This is a genomic window from Leuconostoc lactis KCTC 3528 = DSM 20202, assembly GCF_014651235.1.
In the GTDB taxonomy this organism is placed as follows: domain Bacteria; phylum Bacillota; class Bacilli; order Lactobacillales; family Lactobacillaceae; genus Leuconostoc; species Leuconostoc lactis.
Window position 1 is genome coordinate 1 of the sequence record NZ_BMWM01000024.1, and the last position, 25,624, is coordinate 25,624.

Sequence of the window (25,624 nt, forward strand, 5' to 3'; positions counted from 1 at the left end):
GTCGTTTCCAGTAATGCACTGTACTTTCTGCGATTGGCAGAACCTTTAGGATAGCCACCAATTTAAATTGCACCTCGAGCCGGCAAGCTACTTCTGCGAGTTGTCGGTTCGTTGCTGAATCGAGGCTAATAATTTTAACGCTTCATTTTCAATTTTTAGTCGCAGGTTTTCGTCTTCTAGTTGGGCAATGTGTTTTTCAGTTTCTGTGAGCTGTTTTACTTGCTTAGGCTTCTTATTAGGCATTCTAGGTGATCGTCCTTTTTGAATAGATAATAACCCATTTGGCCCGAGTTGTGAATAGATCTTCTTCCACGAAACAATTTGGGCAATGCCTGTATAGCCGAACTTAGCAGCCACTTGACTATGAGAAGCGTTATTTTGAATGGCCCATGATGCCACTTTAATCCTAAATTCAGGTGTGATTTTTGGCGGATTAAATAATATGTCTGATCCAAAACTTTTGTATGCGGCAATAAGCATGCGAAAGACACTGTTAGCAATACCATATCGAGCAGTAATGCCACGTATGGAATATTTTCCAGACAGATAATCTTGAATTGCCTGAAGTTTAATTTGTTTTGAAATTTTAGTCATAAATAAAACCCCGAAAGTTGCTTTAACTTTCGGGGTACACCACAAATGCTTTGAGCTTTTGTTTGTCTAGCCTAAATTAAGGATGAACTGGTACCTTAATGTCACCAGCAATAATCTTCTTTTGTGCGGCTTCAACGGCTGACCAAACTTCTGGTGAAGCAGAGTCCTTGGCCAAGCCAACACCCTTTTCCTTCAAACCGTAAGTGATTGTCTTACCACCAGGGAACTTGCCTTCACGACCTTGGTTAGTCAATGATTCAACCGCGTTATCAACACGCTTAACAGCAGATACCAACGTGAAGTTTGACTTCTTGTTATCCTTGTCTGTGTAGTCACCGTCACGCTTTTGATCCATATCAACACCGATGACCCAAACCTTCTTATCTGAGTCAGCTGCCAACTTTTGGTCGGTTGCCTTTGCTTCCGCAAAGACACCTGAACCAGTGCCACCAGCAGCTTGGAAGATGACGTCAGCGCCACCAGCAATCATTGAAGCGGCAATTGTCTTACCCTTGGCTGCATCTGTAAATGAATCGGCATATTGCGTCATAATCTTAATATCTGGGTTTGTTGCCTTGACACCAGCAATGAAGCCGGCTTCAAACGTGTCGATGATATCACCGTGCACACCACCAATGAAACCAACCGTATTAGACTTTGTCTGCTTAGCTGCAGCCACACCAGCCAAATATGATGATTGTTCAGACTTAAACATCAATGAGGCCACGTTTTTATCTGGCACAACAGCATCAATAATCGCAAAGCTTGTCTTAGGGTTAGCCTTAGCCACAGTATTCATGGCAGGTGCTGCAGCAAAACCAACACCATAAACTAACTTATACCCACCCTTAACGGCTGTTTGTAAGTTTGTCTTAATATCAGAAGAATCTGAACTTTGGAAATAATTATAACCGGTTGTGCCTTGCTTCAAGTTGTTGGCTTTACCATAAGCCTTCAAACCATTCCAGGCTGATTGGTTGAACGAACGGTCATCCACACCACCACCATCTGTTACCAGCGCAGCTGTGTAGTTATCCTTACCTGAAGTCGATGAACCACCACGTGTTGCTGCATAGATACCGCCACCAATAACGGCAACTGCCAGAATACCAATACCAATTTGTGCTGAACGTTGCATAATATTACCACGTGCGACTGAAGACAGTCACACATCTCCTCTAAATATTTGATATCCTTATTATCCAACTTTTATCTGATACAACCATGAAAAAACGATTAAAAACAAAAACTATAACCGAACAATATATTTTATTTTCATTTTATGTTCGTTTTTTACAACTTATTCAGAAAAAAAGTTCGGTTTTTGGTAAAATAGAGCCATGACAAATTTTATTACCCAAACAATCGAACCTTGGATGCCGCCTGGTGCCTTGAAAGCTAAAGCTGATTATGCCGCCATTGCGCAAACCGTTGGCTGGACACGCTTACCCCTGTATCGCTATAACGATACCCGCTTTGATCAAGCAACCCTGATTGCCCATATTCAGGAATGGTTAGCCTCTGTCAAAGCCAACAACCTGGTGGTCCATCAATTTCCTACCTACATGAGTGCACAATTTGAACAATTATTTGTGGCGACGCTCCAAGAACGACAGGTGCGCCGGGCGCTGGTCATTCATGATATTGAGCCCTTACGCCTCAATAAGCTAGATCCGTGGGAATTTGACGTCCTCAAACAATACGACACGCTGATTGTACATTCCGACGCGATGCGTCACCGGTTACAAGCCGCTGGTATTACCAGTCATTTCATCATTCAACCCCTATTTGATTATTTGGGTGCTAGTGTCACGCCGGCACGTTTTAGTACACAAATTAATTTTGCGGGGACTTTTCAAAAATCACCCTGGCTGCAAACTTACCGCGCAGCCCCAATCACATTATTTGGTGCCAAACCTAAAAAATGGCGCGCTATTGATTTCCCCGAAAATATTGCCTACCAAGGTAATTTTGACCCTGATGAGATCATTAACCAGTTAACGCAAGGTTTTGGGCTGATTTGGGATGACGACTTTGACGATAAAACCTATCAAACTTATACCAAGTACAACGCGCCACACAAAGCTAGTCTCTATCTACGTGCTGGCTTACCCTTAATTGCTTGGTCGGAAAGTGCCATTGGGCAACTGATTACAACCCACAATCTTGGTTTCACTATTGATCATTTATCAGAACTCACGGATAAATTAGCACGGGTCAGTGCCGCAGATTTTTCAACTTGGCAAGCCAATGGCGCTGTCATTGCGGAAAAACTCCAGCAAGGGCTGTACACCAAAGCCTCTTTAACCACATTAACGACATAAAAAAGGTTGCCATATTGGCAACCTTTTTGATTAAGGTAATAACCGGAATCGAACCGGCGATGACGGTTTTGCAGACCGTTGCCTTACCACTTGGCCATATTACCATCATAGACGTTGTTCACACTGCTGATGTTCATGCATCAATCAGCTGCGTTTTTTTAAACACAACAACGTTTATTATTATAGGTCAAAATCACTAAAATTACAAATCTTTTGCTACTTTACGTCGTCTTCAACGACTTGACCAGCGACAACTTGAATATTTGGTGATACTGAGCCATCAGCCAACCAGACTGGCGTTTTCGTTTTGGGATCCCACCACCCTTGAACGCCAGGTCGTGTATCCAAAACTAAGTCCGTGCCATACGGCAAATCTAAGATATGGCGCAAACTCGGTTCAATGGCTAAGGCTGTCTCAATAACCAACGGCATAAAGTTTGCCGGATCAGCGTTCCATGCCTCTGAATCATTGTCGGCAAATAAAAACCAGCCGGTATCTTGTGGTGTGGTTGGTGCCAACTCCCGATAAACCCAGCGCAATTTTCCTGAGCCATCCACCAGATGTTTCGATGCTAAAACGACTGCTTCGGGTTGATGAAATACTGATCGCATAACTATTCCTCTTTGAATTTACTGCAACTATTATACCGTAAAACCACTTAACCGCAAAATTTGGCGCTTTAACCTAATTTATTTTCAAGCAAAATTTGTTGCATGGCTTTTTCCATTTCGGGTGTCCGTACCCACTCTTCCCAGCCGTCATATTCCAACGGTAACAGGTTGTAGTGCGTGTTAATATACTGTTCTAGCGCTTCCACACTCGCTGATCGCGCAATATTCATCTTAAGAATGCGGACACGCTGAATGTAGCCATGCTCCGCTGCATACTCAGCCCGCCCATTATGCATAATATTCCCCAATTCAAAATAAATTGAGCCATCTAGACGCGTAATTTCTTCAATTAAGTTAAATGTTTCATTCATCATGTGTTATGCCTACTTTTTGCTGTCGCATCGCCGTTCGCACGACGAGCCAACTTGCAATCCAAATACTTAATAAAATCCCTAACATCCCAAGCAACATCGTGACAACTTCCGCCATGAGTAGCTTGGCATTAAAAAACATTGCCAGCGGATATCTTAGACGCACAAACCAAATAATAAGGGGCAAATTAGCCCCTAAAACCCCAAAAAATAGGGTATTGATTGCCGTGCCCAAAATTTGCCCACCAATGATGCGTGCTTGCCCGTATAAGCCTGTGGCTGACATGTCTGGCGTTCGTTCAACCACTTCAGCTAAATCTGCCACAATCGCAATCGCCGCTTCCGCAACCGCCCCGAGTACCGAAATAACCATCACGGCCAGGGCAATGTGACTAAATGATAGGCCAACCGTCATTGACAGCCCTTCCAACTCTTCCGAATTTTCGGTCGTAAAGCCTTGGAATTGGCCAAAGTACTGCATGACACTAGCCAGTAGCATTAAAATGGCCACGACAATGACACTCGTTTTAAAAGCCACATTAGTGACCGCCACATCATCAGCACCTAAATAAATCGCAATCGCTAAAATAATCAAACTTGTGATACCGATGACGATATAGGGATTAAATTGCCAATTGATTAAGACGATGAGAATAAATATTGCAAAAAAATTACAAATGAGGCCAATAAATGCTTTGACGCCTTGCCCCCGACCCACAAAAATCATTAGGCCGAATAAAATGAGTAATAATAAGCCAATTGCATTCATGCCTTCACCGCCTTTCGTGACATCGCCCAACCGACAATGACACTCGTCACCGGTACAGCTAAGACAATCCCAATGCCAGAAACAACTGTTTGTAAAATGCCAAGATTCATAATTTGCTCCATAATGTATGCCCAGTTATTACCATTACGCAACATCAAAAAGACCATTGGCAACGTCTCGGCAATAAAGATCATAAAGAGCACATTGACCAAAGTGCCCATAATATCACGACCAGCTGACAGGCCCGCTTGCCAGTAATCACTGAATTGTCGTGTCACGTTTTCGCGTCGCATACCAAACTGCATTGCCACAATATCAGCTGCTTCATCCATCACCGCGCCCAACACGCCAATCACGGTTTGCGCCATAAAAATTGACTTCGGTAGTTGGGTCACATACGACATGGTCTCAAAATGTACCCCTTTGCCATGTGTCACGGCTAATACGGCAAATAAAATGAGCATGGTTAAGCCGGTCGTCACCACTGTTGCCAGCAATGTTAACGTCATTTGTAGTGTTTTCCCAAGCACTAAGGCCAAACTGGCAATGGCTAAGCCCAATGCGAGCACACTAAAGACCAACAAGACGTTCGCATTTTTATCATGGATATCAACATGAATGGCCACACCGAACAACACAACATTTAACACTAGACTTAACAACAACCAACTCGTGGCGCGCCAACGACTATAAATCACCAGCAGCCCAATAAATAAGGTGCCCAAAGCCCCTATCAAGGCATCACGTTTCAAAGATAAAATGTGGATATTGCCACCAACATTTTCTAACAGCAATTGATCCCCGACACGATAGCGATTCGTGATGGCTTGCGAATCAGCGTACGTATTCGTGAGCTTGATAGTTTGGTTGCGGTTCAAGATCTCAACCGTTAAGTGTTGCGTCATCATCGTATCGCTATTATTGTGTTCATCAGTGGTGGCCTGGGTCACTTTTTCCGTCATTTGGGTGACTTGCCCAACTGGTCCCTGATATAAAAACGCATCATGCCGCAGGAAAAACCATACACCTACAATGGCGAGCAACACGATGCCATATTTTTTTGCTGACTGTCGTAACATTATCTTTCTAACCGTCTATTTTTCCCAGTGACTGGCACCAATCGTGTTAAGAATTGAATCCGTTGCATCAATCGTGCCGCTTTACCAGGATCACGATCATCACGCGTTTCCGCCAAATAAGCCCTCAGTTCAGCCATATCAAAATTCGAGGTGATAAACGTGGTGAGTTCATTTTGCATCCGATATTCTAGAATTACACCTAAAATATCATCACGAATCCACATGCTGAGGTTTTCCGCACCGAGATCATCAATGATCAACACTATTGCTGTTTTAGCTTGGTTAAGTAGCCGTTCCCGTGCCGCATTATCCTTGCCAATCGTGTTCTTCAAATCGACTGCAAATGATGGAAAATGCATCAACATCACATCGATATTGTTAGCCGCTAATGCGTTAGCCAACGCCCCCATCAGATAGGTTTTTCCCACCCCAAAATCGCCATACAAATACAAACCTTGGACATAGTCGTCTTGATGTGCCAGCAATTTAGGCAAGATATCCACAATTGCTGTAATCACTTCAGCCCGGCCAGGATCCGTGGCAATCGTTTGCAAATCAGCGTGACGAATGGCTTTGGGCATTTTATAGGCCGTTAAGCGCTCTGCCTGCATCCGCTGTTGCGCCGTTTTTTCATTGGCCACATAACGGACATGCGGATAGCCTTTTTCAATCTCTAATTGTGGATAATAGCCTGGATAAAGCGCTTTTTCCCCACGTGCGATGCGTTGTTTTTGTTGCACAAATTCATACAAATCCATCATTTTCAGTTGAAAAGCATCGGCCCGCAACGCATCTTGATGCTCAGCCCAAAATTGCCGCACATCCGCATCATCTGCAATCTTTTGGACAATATCAGCCAACTTGGTGTCTTCAATTTTAGGATACTTTTGTTGAAACTGTTTGAGTACTTCAGATAAATTTTGCATATTAATTCTTCGTCTTTATATTCTTTAATTTAGCCAATGCGGCCGCCACATCATCGGTGCTGACTGAGGGGTTGGCTGTCGTATCGGCGGCTGAAGTGGTTGTGCTTGGTGCTTGCTTGACAAATTTTGGCGTCGTCTTTTGCGGCTTTTGTTGGCGACTAAAGCGCTTTTCTTGGCGTGCTTGATTAGCTTGCTGGTGTTGTTGAATTTGAATCAACGCTTTCTCTGGTGAATCAACCTGATTTTGTGTCCAAGAATCCGCAATCGTCGTCACTAAGGCTGGCTTGAGGTTATCATTTTGCAACCCAATCAACACATAATGGACCAAAATATTGACCACGGCAACTGGCAAAATACTGCGGGCAATCAAATAATCAACAACATCGCGTTCATTTTTCAGGACAAGCCCATTTTTAAGCGTTGTTTTCACATAGACCAAAAATTCCTGTGCTGGGGTGTCGCGCGCAATGGCAATCAAAGCGCGCGCCTCTGCATTTTTAATTTCTGGTACCGTTGACGCTGTTGCGACCAACTTGTCTGCTGATTGCGGCCGTGGCGCTGTTTGTTGCCGCAGTAAGCGCTGGACTTCTTGGGTGTTAATTTCATGTGTATCCAGTGTCACACTTTGGTTCACAATCCCGGCTAATGTTACTTCGTCCACACCATACGTCAAATGCATCGCCACTAAGAAATTCCGTTGCTGTTGCAAATGCGGCGCTGCCACGCCCCGTACCATATCGGCAAATGTCTCAAACGCAAACGTCACTGGTTCGGCACGCACAACAGGTTCTTGATAAGCGAGTGGTGTGGTTGGCACGCTCACATCGTTTTGATTTTGAAAAACTTGTAAGAAACGTGCGGAAATGTCTTCGCCGGCCAACGTCGTTTGCCCTTGCACATCGTAGCGATTTTGTAACGTGAGATAACGCTCTTCACCAACAAATTTGTACAGTAAACCGGCCAACAGCTGTTCTTTAAAGAATTTGTCTGCCGTCAAAGGCGTCAATAACCGGTACCCATAGACTTCACCAAGTGCGTCACGTTGATACAAAGTTTTAATTAATCCTGCTGCTTCAAGGCGTCGTCTAAATTTAACAAAGTTGGGCAAGCTAATATTCAGACTATCAATGATAAAATTATGGTCTTGCCGCGTCACCTGTTCTTGGGCAAAGGGTAATTCATTGACCAATAAATGATACAAGGCGTAACTTGTCGCACCGATGAAGGGTAAATACAAGTTAAAAACCCGCGACAAATCATCAGCGGTAATCAAATGATCACTCTGAACGAAAACCCCTGCTGATGCATGAAATTCAATTGTCTCATTAGTTGGCGTCATATTTTGGTGCAAGTTCCTTTAATTCAGTGATGAGTGTTTGGACCTGAGTCGTTAGTTGGGCTTGATCCCCGTTATTATCAATCACGTAGTCAGCTTGAGCAACTTTCTCAGCCAACGGCATTTGTGACTGCATCCGGGCCTGCGCTTGTTGGACATCTAGCTGATCACGTGCTTGCAACCGCGCTAATTGCACGGCTTCATCTGCGGTGACAACGACAATTTTATCGACACGATTTTCTTGATGATAACCACGTTCAAACAACAGCGGTACATCTAAAATGAGAATCGGGGTGTGTTGTTGCCGCCAAAAGTTGATTTTATCTGACATAGCAGAACTAATAGCGGGTTGGATAATACGATTTAACCGGGCTAGTTCCGCCGGATTGTTGAAAACCCGTTCACCGAGTAGCTGACGGTTAAGCACCCCATTATCAATAATGCCAGGCCCAAACGCAAGTTTTAGCGCTTCCAACGTATGTGTCCCTGGTTCAACAACTTCTCGGGCCACAATATCAGCATCAACAACGGGAAAGCCTGCCGCGCGTAACTGCGCACTCACTGTTGATTTGCCAGTGGCAATCCCACCTGTAAGACCGACAATCAACATTATTGTTCACCACGCTTAGCCAATGCCATGGTAAACAAATGACGTGAATAAGCGACTCGCGTAGCATTCAAATAAGGCACAACGTAAATATAGGCCAAACCAACCGTCAAAATACCAAGTAAGTGCCAACCAATGAAACTTAATTCAAGCAGAAACAGTTCCCACTTACGGCCATTCATGACACGGCGACTAATCGTGATATAATCTGTCAACTGGCGTTGGCGTGTCCCATTTTCAAGATCAATCTTATACGCAAAATACGTTTGCGAATAAGAGAATAATTTAATGATACCGGGAATCACAAAGAGTAACGTCCACAAAAAGAGCAAAACACTTTGTACAATCGTTAGCAAAAACGAGTGAAACACATTACCACGACGAAAAATTTGGAACGTCTCTTTGAGCGTTGGCTGTGACAATGGCTTTTCAAACCAATCAATCAATGTCCAACTGGTGGTCCAAATAAACATCATCTCAATCGCACTACTTAAAATATTTTCAATCGCATCATTAATTTGTGACACCGCCGAAGCGTTATCTGCCACTTGTGGCGAAGGCGCCGTTGCAAAGCCCCAGAAAGCATAGGCCGCTAAACTCATCATGTAAACAGATACGACGCTTAAAATAATTGGGATAATATTGATTTTAATGGCCGTACGATAGCGACCACGGTAAAGGGCCCGTGCTTCACGCTTAACTTCACGAATACTAATTGGTTCTGTTGAATTCATTATTTCTCCTATGTCGTTGGTTCTTGTTTAATTTGACAAACTGGGCAAAAAGTCGTGCCACGTTGACCGACTTTAATTTTAACTAACGGGGTGCCACAGCGCAGGCACGGCTGATCAACGCGGCCATAAGCCTGCAATTCATTTTGAAATTGCCCAACCTCGCCAAAAACATTACTAAAACTATGGACCGTTGTGCCATGATGTGCGATGGCGCGTGCCATCTCTGAAATGATATTTTGCCGTAAGGTCGCTAATTGCATTTCCGACAACAAGTTGGCTGGTGTTTCTGGATGAATCTTACTTTGCCATAAGACCTCATCGGCATAAATATTGCCAATACCAGCAATTTGCGTTTGATCCAACAAAAACGATTTCACTGGTTTTTTGGAACGGGCAAATTTTGCTACCATATCTGCTAAGGTCAGGTCTTGCGCTGTTGGTTCAGGACCAAGCTTGCCCAAAGCCGGCACAGCCAGCGTTTCCTGATTGGTTGTCGCTAGCACCATACGCCCAAACCGGCGCGTATCGTTATAGAACAACACCCGCTCATCAGCGAGTTCAAAAATAATTTCCGTATGCTTATGTGGGGTTGCATCAATCGGTTCAACCGAATATTGCCCTTCCATACGCAGATGCGAGACAATGGTATGCCCATTTGATAACCGCAAGAGTAAATATTTCCCGCGACGATCAATCGCCGTAAAATGCGCATTGCGTACTCCTGTGATAAAGGCTTGTGAATCACCGGTAATGACCTTTGGATAAGGTAACTTCACTTGGGTAATTTGACTACCAATAATTAATTTTTCTAAGCCACGACGGACCGTTTCAACTTCTGGTAACTCTGGCATACACACCTCTTAACACTTATCTATCAGCTTTTATCATTCAAATGACTGGGTTTAAACCACTTTTTGCGATTCAAACCAATCGCCATGCGTAATACTAATTTTAACACATCCCATGAGGGATAAATGATATCCAATCAAAAAAGCTGGGGCACCAACAGATACCCCAACTTATGTTGACTGATAAATTTATGCCAATTCGGCAATGGTAGCGCCATCACCACCAGCATTCGCGTTAGCAAAACGGAAGGATTTGACGCGGCGATCTGACCGTAAGAACTCTGTCACACCCTTACGCAACGCCCCTGTCCCTTTGCCGTGAATGATTTCTACCGCACCTAAATTCGCCAATACGGCTTGATCAAGGTAACGATCCAACTCCGCCAAAGCGGCTTCATAGCGTACACCACGCAAGTCCAAGCTTGATCGGGCTGACACACGAGCTGAACCACCCGCTGTCGTAGTTTTGACAATTTTTTGTTGTTTTTTCTTTTGTTTCGTTTTTTGGGCCTTAGTAGTGGCTTCCGTCTTCACAATATCGTCTTCATCAACCAGCATCTTCAAGATGCCCATCTCAACTTCCCATTGACCGTTACTGTGTCGCTTCACCAACGTTCCCTGTTGTCCATAAGATTGCACGACAATCTCATCGCCAGCAGCCAATTGCTTGGCGCGCTTAGCCTTTTGCAACACCTTATTTTTTTCCAAACTATCATTTTGGCGGAGTTTATCCAACGCCGCTTTTTTAGCTTGCAAGGCTTGTTCACTCAACTTACCAGTCTGCTGACCAGCATTCAAACGCTCCTTACGAATCTCTGAAATGAGTTGTTCGGCTTGCTTTTTCGTCGCGGCCACAATATGGTTGGCTTCATTTTTAGCATCAAGCACAATCCGTGCACGATCACGTTCTAGCTGTGCCTCTTTGGCAACCAAAGCTTCCGCTTGCTCAGCTGTTGCTTTCAGCTGCATCGTCAGCTCAGCATCATGCTGTTTAACCGCCTCACGTTGTGCGACCAAATCAGCAATCATTTGATTCAAATCCTGATCAGATTCATCCGTTAAGGCCGTCGCTGCCCCAATCACATCATCCCCAAAGCCTAACCGCTTAGCAATCGCTAAGGCATTTGATTGTCCTGGTACGCCCATCAAGAATTGATAAGTTGGCTTCAACGTTTCCACATCAAAGACCATTGAAGCGTTCAGTGTTTCTGGCCGGTTATAACCATAGAGTTTTAATTCTGGATAATGTGTTGTCGCAATCACATAGGCACCCAAACTTGCCACTTTATCCAAAATGGCAATAGCCAATGCGGCACCTTCGGCCGGATCAGTGCCTGCCCCTAATTCATCAAAAATCACCAGCGAGCGATCATCAATGCGTTCTAACATGGACACAATGTTGGCCATATGTGAACTAAATGTGGATAAACTCTGTTCAATTGACTGTTCATCCCCAATATCGGCAAAGACTTCGTGGAAAACGCCCACTGTTGATGGTTGCTTCGTCGTAATAAACAAGCCCGATTGCGCCATCAATTGTAATAAGCCCAAGGTTTTGATGGTAATCGTCTTACCACCGGTGTTTGGCCCCGTAATGATAATGGCCTTATAATCTTCGCCTAAAACAATATCGTTAGCGACCGCCACGTTTTTATCCAATAAGGGATGCCATGCTTGTTGTAGCGCCACATGATTTTCTGGATCCACAACCGGTTGCATCGCATCTAAACGTGCCGCCAAACGTGCTTTGGCATTCACAAAATCAAAATGCCCCAAAATGGCCACATTACGGGCAATTTCTTCGGTGTAAGGTGCCAAGGCAGCTGATAATTCTTGTAGCACACGTTGCTCTTCGGCTTGTTCTTTAACGCGCAGTTCACTCAATTTATTATTGAGTTCAACCACTGCCTGGGGCTCAATATAAAGCGTTTGCCCAGTTTGACTTTGGTCATGCACTACGCCGCCAAATTGACTACGGTATTCGGCCTTGACCGGTAATACATAACGGTCAGCACGAATAGTCACAATTGGATCACTGAGATACTGCGCGGTTTTCCCCCGCGTGTAGCCTTGCATCTTCGTTTTAACGGCTTGTTCATTACCAGTAATCTTGCCACGAATCGCTTTTAAGTCAAATGAGGCCTCATCATTAATGCGGCCGGTAGCATCAATCGCGATTTCGATTTGCTGGGTTAATGTCGGTAATGTTGCCAAGTTGGCTGCTTGTTCCGGCAAAACTTGTAGGGAATCTCCAATCGCTTCATCCGCCATTTGTTCAAAAAAGTGTGCAATCGCATTCGTATTCCGTAAAACGGTACTAAGCTCTGACAATTCAGTGGCATTCAAACTCGCATTAATCTTCAAGCGCTTCAAATGTGGGGTAATATCCGCCAACTTGGCCAAAGGAATCCCAGCTTTTAAGCGGTCAATTAAAACACCATCTGCCGTTTCTTGTAGCCAAGCGTTAATGACTGTCACATCCGTTTCCGGTTGTAATTGATCAGCCTCTTGACGCCCAACTGGTGTCGCTAAAAAGTCCTGTAATTGCGCTTTGATTTTGTCATATTCAAGTGTTGTTAAAACTTTTTTATTCATAAATTTTAATACGCCCCCGTTCTGATTCAATAATTTACCGTGTCATCAGGTAGGTCATTTATAGCCACCAGTGATAAATCTGTTCTGCAAAAAACGGCACGCCATCCAGTAATTGGTTCAACAATGGTGTGCTTAAAAATTGATCTTGGATCCACACATCAGGGACAACCGAGAGCACTTGGAGGGCAAAAAAGGCAATCACGACCCCAATCACACCATATAACAATGCCCCTAAAACGCCATCAACCCAACCTAATATTGGGATATGCCGGATAACGTGCAAAGATCGCAGCACAAAATGGCTGACTGTCCCACCTAGAATGAGTAATAAACTAAACGCAATGCCTGAACCTAAAAATTGTGAGCCGTGACTCACAACATCTTGCGGCACCGTGGTACGCACAAACTGACCCGCCAGAAAACGTGACAAGAACTGGCCAAACGGTTGCGCAAACTTAATGGCAATGTACCACACAACCACCCACAATGCTAAACGCAATAGGCCGTTAACGAACCCATGACGGTAGCCCGAAATCAACCAGAGTAGCACAAAAATGATGGCAATCCCAAGTAAAATCATGTGTTTGTTCCTTGTTTAAATAATTTATCCGTCGTCCGTGCGTGACTTTCCTGCTTGGCATCATCAATAATTGAACTAATCGCATTACGTGGGATGCGCTTAGCCGTGGTCTTTGGTGATTGCTTCAGTTGGGCAATTTCTGCCTCTAATTTCGCCACTTGTTGTTGCAACGCATCGACTTCTGCCTGTTTGTAAAGCTGGTCTGACAGGGCGTTAAATGTCAACAGTGTCAGTTGATCAACGGGCGCAAGCTTTGGAGCAACTGTTTTAATTTGCGTCATTTGCTTGTTAAACAGTGTTTCCGTTGCCTTAAAATGTGGCAAGCTTGCGTGCCCAGAAATTGTATAATTTTTACCGGCTAAATTTGCCCGATATTGTCGTTTCTCGTTTTGATAAGCCATTATTTTTATCCTTATAATATCTCATCCATTATACACCATATTTCAGACGGCCAAAACTGCTATAATGACTAGTATGCAAACTGTTATTCAAGTGACCCCAACACAATTAAAAAAAATCACCGATTACTACGCCAACATGGCGACGGGCAAACAACCCACTGGCGCTATTTTTGTCGCTAAAAAAGGCCCCACGACCATCACCGCATATCGCTCGGGTAAAGTCATGTTTCAGGGGGCCAATTATGCCCAAGAAGCAGCCCGCTGGCAAACACCGGCACAACAAAACACCACCCGCCAAGTAACCGGTAAACAAGCGACAACGCCTGGTGTCAATATTCCCCAAGGGTTTGCCAATTGGTCCGTTTTAGGCTCTGATGAAGTTGGCGCGGGCGCTTATTTTGGCCCACTCACCACTGCAGCAGTCTACGTACCAAAAGACCAGCTTGCTTGGGTGCGACAACTAGGAATCGCTGATTCTAAAACATTAACCGATGCTAAAATGCGACAAATTGCGCCCGAAATCATCGCCAATTTGCCGCATCATGTTGTGAATTTAATGCCGGAAAAGTATAATCAAATGCAACCGACCAACAACGTGAATCAAATGAAGGCGATTTCACATAATTTTGTTCTCGGTAAAGTCCTAGCAAAAATTGCCCCAACAACCCCTGATGCCATTCTCATTGACCAATTTGCGCAGGCCAGTACTTATTTCAAGTATTTAACCCAAGCCCAGCAATCCCCGATCATCAAAGACAACGTCTATTTCACCACGAAGGGCGAACAGTATCATTTAAGTGTGGCTGCGGCCTCAATTTTAGCCCGTGTTGTTGAACTCGACAGCATGGCCAAATTAAGTGAAGAAGCTGGCATACCATTGCCCATTGGCGCGGGCCGTCAGGCTGATGAAGCTGCTGCGCAACTACTTGATCGTGGTCTGGATTTAAACCATTTTGCCAAGGTGCATTTTGCTAACACCCAAAAAGCGCAAAAATTACGGCGCTAATTGAAACTGAATTTTTGGAGGAATAACGATGTTAAGCTTTCTGTTAATCCCATTCGTCATTATCTTTCTCGGGATTTATTTTATCGCATTCTTATTTACAAACACATTTGGGATTATCCCCCGTTTACTTTTAGCCATTGTTTTGATTTTGTTGGTCAGTTTTGTGATCAAAAACTTCTTTGCGATTGTTGGCTTGTTGTTGCTGTTTGCGTTAGCCTTTTGGATCCGCATTCGCTTTATCAAACCACCCCGCGCGCCAGAAGACCCCAACACGTTTGAAGGCGACTTTGAAGAAATCAATAAAAAGCCTTAAAAAGCACAGCATATTGCTGTGCTTTTTTAACGGCCAACACTTTTTTTGACGAACGCTTCAATCTGTGTTGCCACAGCTGGCGTTAATTCTGTGATAGCATAAGCTGTTGGCCACATCGCCGTCTCATCTAATTGCGCCGCATCGTTAAAGCCCAACGTTGAATAACGGGCTTTAAACTTTGTTGCCGGTTGGAAAAATAAGACCGTTTTACCTTGCGAATTGGCATAGGCTGGCATGCCATACCATGTTTTGGGTTTCAGTTCCGGTGCAGTCGTTGTCACAATCTCATGTATTTTCAATGCCAAACGGGCTTCCTCGTCGGTCATTTCCGCAATTTTTTCCAATAAATCAGCTTCAGTATTCTTCGTCCGACGCAATTCTGCTGCGCGTTCGCGCATGGCTTCACGTTCAAAGTCTGAAAAAGTTGTTTTTTCATTCATGCTGTAGGCCTCACTTACTTTGTTTTTTATGTGTTGCCCCTAGCATATCGAAAAAAGCACGAAACGACAATAGCGCTGCATAAACTGCTTTATCTTGGTTGGCCTTTTTGATATGATAGATAGGTCTGAATTATTAGTGAAATAACCAATGTTGCATATGTATAATCAATTAGGGTTGCAACAAATGCTTATCATCGTATCCTGGCCAAACACCGTATCAAGACCACAATATCCCAAATAAAGGAAACGTTTTATGCCAGTCCCCCTACTTCAAAAATTCTTGTTTAGAATTTTGCATCACCCTAATACAGTGGCCATCGCACTGCTGAGTACAATGGTGATGATCATGTTGAGCTACAATACGATTATTCGCTTCGGTTTATCATGGCCCATCGTGATGACGATTTTGAAAGTTTATCCACTCGCTGTGTTATTCATCTACTGCTTACGCACTTATGTGACATTGCCACTCGTGTTGAAGTTACACAATTATTTTCCGAAACACTTCACAACAATTGTGCCACGACACGTTTCAATTCCCGTTCTCGTGATTGCCGGTAATGTCTCTGTCATGATGGTTATTTTAACTGAAACCCATCGTCAACTTTACCCTTACTTTATTCCTGGCTACTTTGGTAACTGGGCTAAAACATTTTTTGTTGCTGTCCCTGTCTTCTTTTTTATCGTTCGGCCAGCCATTGATTACCTATTCAATAATTTAAAAATGAAATACCCGTCAATTGATTAACCGTGATCAGCTGCTATGTCTGATATAGCAGCTGATCACTTTTTTATTGCCAATAAAAAAACGCATCTCAATCGATACGTTCTTATCTATCAAGCATAGCCAAGTTGTGCACGGTCAATATAGGCCGTATCTAAGAACCACATCTGGCGATAGTCACCAGTCAATACCGTAAAGGGCGTTAAATCTGATCCCAATGCTTTGATCAAATAGTTACGCAAAATCCACGGTTCTTCAATGCGATCAACATCGAGTTGACTCACTGCCAGCACCTTTTCCGGCGTTGTGCCTAAGTCAGCAGCGACCTGTTCTAAAGCAACTTTGCTTAAATTTTCTTGTAATTCCTGCGCTGTTTGAGCGTGTTCTGCGCGATTAAGTGACATGTTTTTTCTCCTATTTTGCTATAGGCATAGCATAGCACTTTTTCAAAAAATGCCAACTCATTAGCTCTCAGATTGGCCACTCATTTTTCAACGGTGATGACTTGATTGAAGACAATTTTTGCTGGGTGATTGGCTGCAAACTGCGGCCAATCGAGCTGGTCTTCTTGGTTTTGGTTCCCCGTTTTCACAAACTGCGTGAAATACGCCTGCATGTGTTCAGCGAGCGGATAAGCCTTGCTTGTGTCTACATCGGCCAGCATCGGTGCATTATCCCATTGGGTAAAATTGTTAAAAATAAACGGTAAATCAATACAATGACAAGCCAGCATCATGGGGTCTTTGGCGGCAAACGCCATGTCATAAAGATAGCTTGGTGCTTGTTGGGCCGCAAATCCAGTGATTAACGCCTGCGTTGGGATTTGGAAAATGTCAGCCGTTGTTTTTTGAATCATCTCAAAATAATTGGCTTGTTTTTTCACGGCTGGCTGTTGGAAAAACGCGGTGGTTTCATTGGTTGTGGTACCAGCAAAGAGTTGTGTCTGAGCATTGGCGCGGTCCAACGCACCTTGCATGATCGAACCGGTGATAATATGACCATCGATATACGGATAAAAACCCGTTGGCACCGGATCGCCCGTCCGTTTTTGCATTTCTAATGCCACTGCACCCTGCGCTGTCACAATCTTTTCAACTGGCACTTGTGTCAATTCAGCCGGATCGTATAAGCCCAGTTGTGCGAGTAAAATTTCAGTCAGCATCGCTGCTTTATCTTTGGTTAACGGTTCAGCAGCCCCTGGAAAACTCAATAAGCCAATCCGATGAATCATGTCACGCGCTAGGGGTGACGCAAATAGGGCTAACGTATACCAAGCACCCACTGATTGTCCGGCAACGGTTATTTGGTCGGGGTCGCCACCAAAAACCGCGATGTTATCCTTGACCCAAGTCAAGGCCGTGATTAAATCATGGAGTGCCAAATTATCATCCGCAACCCCTGGTTGATAGAGATGGCCCAAAGCGCCTAACGGATAATTAACGGTGACCACCACAATATCGCCATTTTCTGCCAAACTTTGCCCGTTATACCAAGGTAAAGCGCCACCACCGGTCAAAAAGCCCCCACCATGAATCCAAAAAAGCACTGGCCTTTTAGTTTGTGAACCAGTTGTCCACACATTTAAACGAAACGCATCTTCGGACTGATTTTTTTCTTCAGGTTTGCTCCCCATCACCGGACCCAAACGGTTAATATCTTGGTTAAAAATAGGCCCTGGCTTGGTCGCAAGTCGTGTCCCTTCCCAAGTATTTGGTGCTGCAACATACTTAAAGCGTCCTGCGAATTGTCCATAAGGGATATCGTAAAATGCGTGCGTCTGGCCTTCTTTTGTCCCAAGTAACTGCCCTTGGGCAACTTGTACAACCAATTCATCTGTCATGTGACACGACCTTTCTCGTCTTAATCCTGACGAATGCCTTGCATAAATGCGGCAATCACTGCATCAATATAGTCCGTATCTACAACCTCTGTATACAAAAATACTCTCAGATAAACTGCGCCAAATAACATATCCAATGCCTTATCCAGATCAATATCAGGCTTAATCACGTGCTGCGCTTGACCAGCTGTTAAGAGTTGCTTTGCTGCGCGGCGTTTGACTTCAAAAAATGTCGTTTGAAAAGCGGTCACACGCTCAGGTTGATCAATTAAAACGGTAATTAAGGCGCGACCAAGTGGCTGATTTAAGATGACCACAAGGTCCCCAATCACTTGGCGGAAGTTATCCGCAATTGACAATGCTGGCTCAAAATTAACGTCAACTGTGGTGACGTGTAAAAAGGCCGCAAAGAGTAAGGCTTCCTTATTTGGCCACCAACGATAAATTGTTGCCTTACTCACACCTGATTGTTTCGCAATGGCTTCAATCGTCAAATTAGAAAACGGTACCGTATCTAATAATGATATGGTCGCTTGGATAATGGCTGTTTTGGCCGCCTCGCTACGTGGGCGACCGACTGATTTATCTTGTTTACTGGGATTATGCATTGTGCCCTCCTGTTAGGGTTAATTATAAAACGATACGTTTCGTTTTACAATAGAAAAAATGCTTAAAATACCATAATGGCAATTTTCAGGGTGTTTGCCTATCACTTTTCTGAGTGTTTTGTTATGCTAGAAGCAATGATTGATGTGGGTTATCCCACATCACAAGCTATAGGGGGAATTTAATCATGAATGAAAATGGTAAAACAGTGCCTGAGGAAATACGCGGTTGGAAATGGGGAGCATTTATTTACAATATCTTTTGGGGCATTGGCAATAAGACCTACCTGCCACTACTTTGTCTCATCCCTGTCTTCAATCTCGTTTGGATATTTGTCTGTGGCTTTAAAGGCAACGAATGGGCTTGGCAAAAAGGTGACTACCAAGATGTTGACACTTTTAAAGCCGTTCAAGCAACTTGGAATCGTGCCGGACTTGTCCAATTCATTATCGCAGTGATTCTTGGCGTAGTTTATGTCTTCTTTTTTGTGACAATGCTCTCAACACTCATTAATAACAGCTATTAAAATCACATCAAAGATTAACGTGCTGTCGTACTGACCAACGTCAGCGCACGTTGGTCGGGTTGTACCGTGAAACCATTGTGATAATAAAATTGTTCAGCTGGTGTTCCCTTATCCGTTTCTAATATGATATGCGGGATATCAACCGCTGATAAATCCGCTTTAATCATTTCAAGCAAAAGGGTGCCGACACCCTTTTTTTGTTGGTCAGCAGCCACGAATAAGTCTAATAACTGGTATTCTACCCCACGATGCCACGGTCTAGAAAAGCCTAAGGCCACCCCGATAAGTTGTTTTGCTTCCCAAATTGCATAGCAACGATTAGTGTTCATTGCCAGCAAGCGTGAGATGTATTGGTTCACGTCAGGTAAAGCATGCGTTTCAAACCATGGTGCTTGGGAAAATACCGTTTGATATAATTGTGCAGCAGCTGTGACATCTGTCGCAGATAAGCGTCCAACTCTTTTTGTCATCCGTTATGTTCTCTTTCTGTTTTATAACTATGATATAATATTTCTAACACTTTTAACATTTAATTTTTGAATTACCCACTGTTCTTGTATACGTGCAAGCACTTATCCACGCTAAAAGATGTGCCCAGGAGTTGCATATGATTGCCACTAAACTGCCCTAACTTGCAGCCTTCTTTAACTGTTGCAAGTATCCCCGCACACATTTAGAGAAAAGAGAAAATATGTTTATTGGTCAAAACGTCAAGTTATCACACTATCATGAAGGTGATGGTGCACAATTCGCCACAGGGCAATGGGATGATGCGTTCAACAATCCCTTGTCAACTGAGATGATTCATCCGTTCACCGCAGCCGATTGGGAAAAGATTTTTACCAGAAGCGCAAATAGCCATGACAATGTCGAGTTCACAGTCAGGAAAACCAGTGATGATCGTCTCATTGGTTTTGTCGGCCTGTTTGGCATCAGTATTCGTAATCACACAGCTGAACTTGCCTTAGGCATTCTTCAAAGTGACGATCGTGGCAAAGGTTATGGCACTGAACTATTAAACCTCATCTTAGATTATGGGTTTAACAACCTGAACCTGCATAAAATCAAACTCAACGTTTATCCTTTTAATATTGGGGCAATTAAGGCATATACACGCGTTGGTTTCGCCAAAGAAGCGACGTTCAAGCACGAGGTATTCTATAATGGGCAATGGGTCGACACCGACCGTTACGCTATTTTTCAAGCTGACTGGTATGCCAGACAAAAATAAACAACAAGCACTCGTTTGAGTGCGTACATAATTTTTTGCGACAGCAACTAGTTTCGCTTCACGCAGGGCGCACGAGGCGTTAGCACGCACAATTCTCTGACAGGTCTCCTAAATATTTGTTATGATGGGTATATGTTATTTGACGTCATGGCTGTGTCATGCCAGACAAGCAACTGGTAAATGATACCTGCCATGCCACGTCTAATACTGCAACTACTTTAGAAATGTAAACTGATTTTATGACCCTCCGTAAGCAAAAAAGACCCAAGTTGAAAAAAGGTGTCCGTGTCACGATTCTCCTACTAGTCGTTCTCAGTGGTATCTTAGTTTATCAGGCTGGTGGTAAAGCATTCTTCGAATCATTGACCAGACCCGTTGTCTCGTTGTCTGAACAATTAACTCACCAACCAGACTCTGAATTAAAGCAGCAGTGGCAAGATATCCTCACAGATCAAGACGCTAACGTTAACATCGCGGTTTATAACCACAAAACGAACCAGACTACCGCTTTCAGCAATAACACGTCCGTGACCTACTACACCGCTAGTATCATTAAAGTGGCTGTTTTGGCTAACTTATTAAATAACCACGAAGACAACAACACATCATTGTCCGCTGATGAGCAAACCCTTGCTCACGACATGATCACCTTATCTGATAACCAAGCCACGACTACTTTATTAAACACCTATCAAGGTGGCTACACGGCGCCCAACCGCCTTTTTAATCAACTCGGCATGACCCATACCAAAATGAGCACGGCTGCTTGGGGACTATCAACGACAACCGCAACCGATCAAATCAAATTATTAAACGCGTTGGCTTATGGTACCAAATTCCCACTCGATCAAGCAGATCGCAACTATGTCTTGCAACTCATGGCAAATGTTGCGCCCGACCAAGCCTGGGGCATGAGTAGCGAACTCGCTGACAATGCACAAGTTGAACTTAAAAATGGTTGGCTAGAACTCGATACCGGTTGGGTGGTGAATACAATTGGCCACGTCAAAACCGAGAATAGTAACTATACCATTGCTGTCTTAACAAACGGCAATGCTACCCAAGATCAAGGCATTGATTTAATTGAATCCCTAGCGGCGGTTACGGTCAAGCAATTAAATGCCGATTAACTCGCCTTGTACCACAGCGCAATAACTCAGAAAGGATTAAGCTGTTGTGAAAAAAAAAGACTATAGTCAGTATTTTAGTTGGTGCTATCACAATCATTTTGTTATTGTTATTAACTAAAAATCTATATCCTGACGTTCTCTCATTAATTAACCCCCATACGCTTGCGGCAGACATTCGTGCGCAAATTCGTTCACATGGTATTACCACGGCCTTTCTATTAACTGCTACCTTGGCACTTTTCTGTCTGATTCCTGGTGTGCCAACATCAATGGTCGGTGTTTTAATCGGTGTCTATTTTGGTCCCGCTATTGGTATTTTATTAAATATCATCGGTACCTTTACTGGTAATAGTTTATCTTTTATTCTCATCAGCCATTTCAAGATCCTATCTAAGCCACACACGAAAAACCGATGGGTGCGATTTATCTCTTCCGCTAAACATCCCGCAATCATTTTAACGATTTCATATATGATTCCCATTATCCCGATGTTTATCGTGAATTACACCGCCAATAAACTTAAATTGCCTGATAAAGTAACCTATTTGTCAATGTTTATCGGCAGCATTCCATCTGCAGTACTGCTTAGTGTTGGTGGCGATGCCATCTTCCGTGGTCACAGTACACCGGAACTAAAAGTCGTCTTAGCTGTACTCGCTGTCGGCATTGTTGCCGTTATCCTTTTACGTATCAAGAAGCATCAGCAACAAACACAATCATAACCGTCAAATCTAAAATTTTTTCACGAATTAATACGATAAAAAACGCACCAGTTTCAGCTGGTGCGTTTTTTGTATCTATGTCGTCAATTTGTAGCAAACGGTGCTTATTTTTTTATTTTTTCTTATATTTTTTGATACGCTTGTATACACTGAAAACACTATCATATCAACGTTTTGCATACAAAAAGCGGTGATACCAGTATGCCTAGTATCACCGCTAATATGGAGCCGAGGGGAGTTACTACACCCCTTATATATCAGCATTCATGGCGGTTTTTACTACTTTGTTTCCCTAAATATCTAGCTTTGCTAATATGTTTCCTGTCTCATCACTGGCTCGCTTAGTTATATCACTATACACATCTAATGTCATAGAGACATCCGCATGACCTAGATAAGTCTGTACTTGTTTCACGCTTGCACCCTGATCTAATGCTAAAGTCGCCCATGTATGACGCAACTTGTGCATAGATAAACCAACCGCTACACCATACTTGTCACTGACATCATGCAACCACTTATTCGGTCGCATAACTTGCAAAGTAGTACCGTGATTACTGAATACATAATCATCCCCATTTTTATGGTTACTGACTTCATACCAATTAGACATCACAACTAACATCTTATTATCAATTTTAAGGGTGCGCCTACTGGTTTGGCTCTTTGGTAATTTAATATAGGTGCTACCGTTCAAGCCACGCCCTAGCGCTTGTACAATGCTGATATAACCATTGTCAAAGTCTATATGTTGCCATTGCAAAGCGAGTAGTTCCTCGGTTCTCATACCAGTAAAAGCACCCAATCTTAGCAACGTATAAGCTTGCTGATTAATGTATTTATATTGGTTATCTAGCACGTCAACAAAAGCTTTAAATTCGTCTACATCCATAAATTGCTTAGGCTTATTAGTCTGTCTGCGTTCCTTCGGCATGTCTACTTTGGTAAACGGGTCTACATCTATCATATCCATACGAACAGCAATATTTAATAATCGTCTGAAATAACCTGTTATCTTTCGATAATGCAGTATCTTACCCTGCATTGTGTTAATATATCGTTGTAAGTCCAATGGCTTAATATCAGTTACTAATATATCCCCCCATTCGGGGATGATATGGATGTTAAAAACATTCATTGTCTTATTAAGCGTGCTTTCTTCTACAGTATGCTGATAAGTACCTAGCCACATATCATACAACTCTTTAACGGTCATAACGTTGGGAGTTGTTTTTTTATTGTATTTACTTTCGCCATTCTCAAATAACACACTCTCGTTATTAAACCATTGTTGTGCGCTACGCTTGCTGTCAAAACCTCGCTTTTTAACTCTAATCTGTTGGCTATCACTTATCAGGTAGCCGTCTACCTGCCATGTCCTGAAGTTCTTTGTATCTATTTGTTGTACTTTCATAATTTATCCTTACCAGCAAGTAAGCAGTGTTTGAAGATAAATAAAAAAAGCATGTTCACACGCTTTCATTATTTCACACTGTTATGATGTTGTTTTTAGCTTAATACTTTCTTAAACATTGTTAATCATAATAATGTCTCACAGCTTCATCAATTTCATCACGATTATATCTCGTGCCATGCTCTGTTGGATAACCTTTTACCTTGCCTGTCTTCACGTACCGTTTGATAAAAGTATTGTCGGCTACACTGATGTATTGATGTGCTTTACTGCGGTTCATCCACTGTGGCCATTGTTGGGGATGATTATTACTTGCTGTCATCTATTCTCCTTTCCACACTTCAAGTATCAATTTATTCACATATCGTTCAATGCCGTGTACATTGATGTCTTTAATCGCCATTGCTAGTGATAACCTGCCTTTATATACTAGGCGCATGCTGATTGACTGTGCCACATATACATCAAAACGCTTATGGTATTTATTAGCGTTGACGTTAGCTGTCCGTTTACTCGCCATAGGATGTGTTTCTTGATAAGCTCTGGACTTATTTCCGTGCGTTGTATAAGACAAAACATAATTGATTGCTCTACGATTAGTTAGCTTTCGTCTGATCAACTCATCCATGACTAAATTAAACACGTATACATAAAACATGGTGCTTTCTTTTTCTGCATAGGTCTTTTCTGGTCGTGGAAACCTACTCATTAAATCGTTGATATTCATAAAAACTTTCCTTACTAGTAAAATACAACCTCTGTATTTTAATGTTCATAAGCTAAAGCCTTGCAACCACTGTATTTTAGCTACTCAAGATGTACGTCTGCTTTTGTCTATAAATCCCTAAAACTATGCCACCAAGCATACAATCCACCTTTCTTCAACTCAACATCAAACTGTGTCACTTCGTTATCTGATTGTTTAATCTCTCGTTGCTGACTTTGCCACAACTGTTGTATTTGCTCTGGTGTGAGTTCGTGCTTAACAAAGTTATTTTTATCAAATTGTCGATAATCATACCCAAAAGCCTTTAACGTGTTATCTAACATATTAGTCAAATGCTTTAGTGTGTCATACTGGTGGTCTTGGATCACTTTTAAATTTTCTTGCTCAATATTTCGCTTCACTAAATAATGAACACGCCTATGCTGTTCAAAGATATAACCAATTAATGCTAAAAATATAAAACCAACTATATAATTCATTTTCATCCCCTTTAAAAATTGACCACAAAATACTTTCAATGTACTTGTTATTGACATTGTTAAAACGCTGTATCGCTTGTGCCACAATGGACTTGACTAAAAAATTGACTTTCTTGACTTTTTTCTGCAGTCCTTATATATACGTATATATATTATTTATTCTAGTAACTTCAATAAAAAGTCAAGAACATCAATAAGTCTTTTATACCAATGGTTACAGCCGTTTTAAATATCAATAAAAGTTAAATATTGTGTAAATAAAACGTCATTCTACGTACTTAATATCCAAAAATCTCTTAGTTGATTTGCCATGTTCATCATCTAAACTTGAAACAGTCACACTTTTTGAACTTTGAATACCTAAATTTTCCATACGACTGTAAAAAGTATTACGGTTGATACGTTCTTGCATCCCCATGTCTTCAATATCACGACTAAATTGTTGATACATATACTTGGCGGTCGGTCGTCTGTCCTTGGCTTCTTCTGTATGCTCATCTAGCCACTGTGAGACAATATCAGCGCTCTTTAACCAGTCTGCCGTGGCTTTCTGAACGTTTTCGGGGATGTTTAATGTTCTAGCTCGCTCTGCGTCCATAAACATCTTAATAACCTTACGTGCTCATAAGTCAATAATTCGGACTATTTTTTATCTAGGGCTGAACTGATTAGGCAACTTTTATTTTTTGA

Annotated in this window: 32 protein-coding genes and 1 tRNA gene; 8 read left to right on the forward strand and 25 right to left on the reverse strand. The window is 42.7% G+C overall.

The annotated features are described in order from the left end of the window. Positions 1-87: 87 nt before the first annotated feature. The gene (locus tag IE039_RS06730) at positions 88-594 is read right to left on the reverse strand and encodes a transposase (protein ID WP_029510544.1); all 507 of its coding nucleotides are present in this window, start codon (positions 592-594) and stop codon (positions 88-90) included. A 76-nt stretch (positions 595-670) separates the two neighbouring features. Further along, positions 671-1,732 (reverse strand): BMP family lipoprotein, encoded by a 1,062-nt coding sequence (locus tag IE039_RS06735; RefSeq protein WP_068850741.1) that lies wholly within the window; start codon positions 1,730-1,732, stop codon positions 671-673. Positions 1,733-1,934: 202 nt separating this feature from the next. Between IE039_RS06735 and IE039_RS06740 the strand changes: the two genes are divergently transcribed. Further along, positions 1,935-2,918, forward strand: coding sequence for a sugar transferase (locus IE039_RS06740; protein WP_189428937.1), 984 nt, complete (start codon positions 1,935-1,937; stop codon positions 2,916-2,918). 33 nt (positions 2,919-2,951) lie between these two features. On the opposite strand, the gene IE039_RS06745 is transcribed toward IE039_RS06740, so the two are convergent. The 13 genes from IE039_RS06745 to zapA form a co-directional block, all read right to left on the reverse strand. After that, a tRNA-Cys gene (locus IE039_RS06745) sits at positions 2,952-3,022 on the reverse strand. Positions 3,023-3,134: 112 nt separating this feature from the next. Beyond that, positions 3,135-3,530 carry an immunity protein Imm33 domain-containing protein gene (locus IE039_RS06750; protein ID WP_048700483.1) on the reverse strand — a complete coding sequence of 132 codons (396 nt, stop codon included), beginning with the start codon at positions 3,528-3,530 and terminating at the stop codon, positions 3,135-3,137. A 68-nt stretch (positions 3,531-3,598) separates the two neighbouring features. Then, the gene (locus tag IE039_RS06755; RefSeq protein ID WP_029508974.1) at positions 3,599-3,901 is read right to left on the reverse strand and encodes a hypothetical protein; all 303 of its coding nucleotides are present in this window, start codon (positions 3,899-3,901) and stop codon (positions 3,599-3,601) included. Then, positions 3,894-4,670, reverse strand: coding sequence for a YibE/F family protein (locus IE039_RS06760; protein ID WP_189428938.1), 777 nt, complete (start codon positions 4,668-4,670; stop codon positions 3,894-3,896). Before IE039_RS06760 ends, IE039_RS06755 begins: the two co-directional genes overlap by 8 nt. Further along, the gene (locus IE039_RS06765) at positions 4,667-5,749 is read right to left on the reverse strand and encodes a YibE/F family protein (protein ID WP_189428939.1); all 1,083 of its coding nucleotides are present in this window, start codon (positions 5,747-5,749) and stop codon (positions 4,667-4,669) included. Before IE039_RS06765 ends, IE039_RS06760 begins: the two co-directional genes overlap by 4 nt. Continuing rightward, positions 5,749-6,675 (reverse strand): primosomal protein DnaI, encoded by a 927-nt coding sequence (gene dnaI, locus IE039_RS06770; protein ID WP_189428940.1) that lies wholly within the window; start codon positions 6,673-6,675, stop codon positions 5,749-5,751. The genes IE039_RS06765 and dnaI overlap by 1 nt, the downstream gene beginning before the upstream one ends. Position 6,676: 1 nt before the next feature. Then, positions 6,677-8,014 carry a DnaD domain protein gene (locus tag IE039_RS06775; RefSeq protein ID WP_010003929.1) on the reverse strand — a complete coding sequence of 446 codons (1,338 nt, stop codon included), beginning with the start codon at positions 8,012-8,014 and terminating at the stop codon, positions 6,677-6,679. Then, positions 8,001-8,621, reverse strand: a complete 621-nt coding sequence (coaE, locus tag IE039_RS06780) for a dephospho-CoA kinase (RefSeq protein WP_146976297.1) — start codon at positions 8,619-8,621, stop codon at positions 8,001-8,003. The genes IE039_RS06775 and coaE overlap by 14 nt, the downstream gene beginning before the upstream one ends. Beyond that, positions 8,621-9,352 carry a DUF975 family protein gene (locus tag IE039_RS06785; RefSeq protein ID WP_019039889.1) on the reverse strand — a complete coding sequence of 244 codons (732 nt, stop codon included), beginning with the start codon at positions 9,350-9,352 and terminating at the stop codon, positions 8,621-8,623. The genes coaE and IE039_RS06785 overlap by 1 nt, the downstream gene beginning before the upstream one ends. Positions 9,353-9,360: 8 nt before the next feature. After that, the gene (mutM, locus tag IE039_RS06790; RefSeq protein ID WP_019039890.1) at positions 9,361-10,203 is read right to left on the reverse strand and encodes a bifunctional DNA-formamidopyrimidine glycosylase/DNA-(apurinic or apyrimidinic site) lyase; all 843 of its coding nucleotides are present in this window, start codon (positions 10,201-10,203) and stop codon (positions 9,361-9,363) included. A gap of 186 nt (positions 10,204-10,389) precedes the next feature. Beyond that, on the reverse strand, positions 10,390-12,795 hold the full coding sequence (locus tag IE039_RS06795) for an endonuclease MutS2 (protein WP_189428941.1): 2,406 nt from the start codon (positions 12,793-12,795) through the stop codon (positions 10,390-10,392). Positions 12,796-12,853: 58 nt separating this feature from the next. Continuing rightward, a complete protein-coding gene (locus IE039_RS06800; RefSeq protein ID WP_048700499.1) occupies positions 12,854-13,375 on the reverse strand; it encodes a CvpA family protein in 522 nt (173 codons plus the stop codon). After that, on the reverse strand, positions 13,372-13,776 hold the full coding sequence (gene zapA, locus IE039_RS06805) for a cell division protein ZapA (RefSeq protein WP_189428942.1): 405 nt from the start codon (positions 13,774-13,776) through the stop codon (positions 13,372-13,374). The genes IE039_RS06800 and zapA overlap by 4 nt, the downstream gene beginning before the upstream one ends. Before the next feature lie 73 nt (positions 13,777-13,849). On the opposite strand from zapA, the gene rnhC reads away from it, so the two are divergent. Both rnhC and IE039_RS06815 read left to right on the forward strand, forming a co-directional pair. After that, entirely contained in the window at positions 13,850-14,782 is a 933-nt protein-coding gene (gene rnhC / locus IE039_RS06810) for a ribonuclease HIII (protein ID WP_189428943.1), read from the forward strand. 28 nt (positions 14,783-14,810) lie between these two features. Further along, positions 14,811-15,095, forward strand: coding sequence for an AFWIR motif membrane protein (locus tag IE039_RS06815; protein WP_019040110.1), 285 nt, complete (start codon positions 14,811-14,813; stop codon positions 15,093-15,095). A 26-nt stretch (positions 15,096-15,121) separates the two neighbouring features. Here IE039_RS06815 and IE039_RS06820 read toward each other — a convergent pair whose 3' ends face one another. Continuing rightward, positions 15,122-15,535 (reverse strand): iron chaperone, encoded by a 414-nt coding sequence (locus IE039_RS06820; protein ID WP_010003253.1) that lies wholly within the window; start codon positions 15,533-15,535, stop codon positions 15,122-15,124. 253 nt (positions 15,536-15,788) lie between these two features. On the opposite strand from IE039_RS06820, the gene IE039_RS06825 reads away from it, so the two are divergent. Beyond that, positions 15,789-16,283 (forward strand): hypothetical protein, encoded by a 495-nt coding sequence (locus IE039_RS06825; RefSeq protein ID WP_010003202.1) that lies wholly within the window; start codon positions 15,789-15,791, stop codon positions 16,281-16,283. Positions 16,284-16,372: 89 nt separating this feature from the next. Here the strand turns inward: IE039_RS06825 and IE039_RS06830 are convergent, their stop codons facing one another. The 3 genes from IE039_RS06830 to IE039_RS06840 all read right to left on the reverse strand — a co-directional run bounded on the left by IE039_RS06830 (position 16,373) and on the right by IE039_RS06840 (position 18,707). After that, on the reverse strand, positions 16,373-16,663 hold the full coding sequence (locus tag IE039_RS06830) for a DUF2316 family protein (protein ID WP_010003204.1): 291 nt from the start codon (positions 16,661-16,663) through the stop codon (positions 16,373-16,375). A gap of 80 nt (positions 16,664-16,743) precedes the next feature. Further along, the gene (locus IE039_RS06835; protein ID WP_010003205.1) at positions 16,744-18,099 is read right to left on the reverse strand and encodes a carboxylesterase family protein; all 1,356 of its coding nucleotides are present in this window, start codon (positions 18,097-18,099) and stop codon (positions 16,744-16,746) included. Between the two features lie 20 nt (positions 18,100-18,119). Next, positions 18,120-18,707, reverse strand: a complete 588-nt coding sequence (locus IE039_RS06840) for a TetR/AcrR family transcriptional regulator (RefSeq protein WP_010003206.1) — start codon at positions 18,705-18,707, stop codon at positions 18,120-18,122. Positions 18,708-18,892: 185 nt separating this feature from the next. Between IE039_RS06840 and IE039_RS06845 the strand changes: the two genes are divergently transcribed. After that, complete coding sequence (locus IE039_RS06845; RefSeq protein ID WP_010003207.1) at positions 18,893-19,231, forward strand: hypothetical protein; 339 nt, start codon at positions 18,893-18,895, stop codon at positions 19,229-19,231. Between the two features lie 14 nt (positions 19,232-19,245). On the opposite strand, the gene IE039_RS06850 is transcribed toward IE039_RS06845, so the two are convergent. Next, positions 19,246-19,701, reverse strand: a complete 456-nt coding sequence (locus tag IE039_RS06850; RefSeq protein ID WP_019039971.1) for a GNAT family N-acetyltransferase — start codon at positions 19,699-19,701, stop codon at positions 19,246-19,248. Between the two features lie 221 nt (positions 19,702-19,922). On the opposite strand from IE039_RS06850, the gene IE039_RS06855 reads away from it, so the two are divergent. From IE039_RS06855 to IE039_RS06865, 3 genes are all read left to right on the forward strand, one after another. Then, the gene (locus tag IE039_RS06855; RefSeq protein WP_010003212.1) at positions 19,923-20,462 is read left to right on the forward strand and encodes a GNAT family N-acetyltransferase; all 540 of its coding nucleotides are present in this window, start codon (positions 19,923-19,925) and stop codon (positions 20,460-20,462) included. 239 nt (positions 20,463-20,701) lie between these two features. After that, positions 20,702-21,592, forward strand: a complete 891-nt coding sequence (locus IE039_RS06860) for a serine hydrolase (protein ID WP_010003213.1) — start codon at positions 20,702-20,704, stop codon at positions 21,590-21,592. A 104-nt stretch (positions 21,593-21,696) separates the two neighbouring features. Then, the gene (locus IE039_RS06865; RefSeq protein WP_229782850.1) at positions 21,697-22,314 is read left to right on the forward strand and encodes a TVP38/TMEM64 family protein; all 618 of its coding nucleotides are present in this window, start codon (positions 21,697-21,699) and stop codon (positions 22,312-22,314) included. A gap of 292 nt (positions 22,315-22,606) precedes the next feature. On the opposite strand, the gene IE039_RS06870 is transcribed toward IE039_RS06865, so the two are convergent. The 5 genes from IE039_RS06870 to IE039_RS06890 form a co-directional block, all read right to left on the reverse strand. Further along, positions 22,607-23,728, reverse strand: a complete 1,122-nt coding sequence (locus IE039_RS06870; protein WP_010003216.1) for a tyrosine-type recombinase/integrase — start codon at positions 23,726-23,728, stop codon at positions 22,607-22,609. Between the two features lie 121 nt (positions 23,729-23,849). After that, on the reverse strand, positions 23,850-24,050 hold the full coding sequence (locus IE039_RS06875; RefSeq protein ID WP_010003217.1) for a hypothetical protein: 201 nt from the start codon (positions 24,048-24,050) through the stop codon (positions 23,850-23,852). Next, positions 24,051-24,455: a hypothetical protein gene (locus IE039_RS06880; protein WP_010003218.1), complete on the reverse strand. Its 405-nt coding sequence runs from the start codon at positions 24,453-24,455 to the stop codon at positions 24,051-24,053. It lies immediately after the preceding gene. Between the two features lie 107 nt (positions 24,456-24,562). After that, a complete protein-coding gene (locus IE039_RS06885; RefSeq protein WP_010003219.1) occupies positions 24,563-24,934 on the reverse strand; it encodes a hypothetical protein in 372 nt (123 codons plus the stop codon). A gap of 265 nt (positions 24,935-25,199) precedes the next feature. Beyond that, positions 25,200-25,532, reverse strand: coding sequence for a hypothetical protein (locus tag IE039_RS06890; RefSeq protein ID WP_229782851.1), 333 nt, complete (start codon positions 25,530-25,532; stop codon positions 25,200-25,202). Positions 25,533-25,624 lie beyond the last annotated feature (92 nt).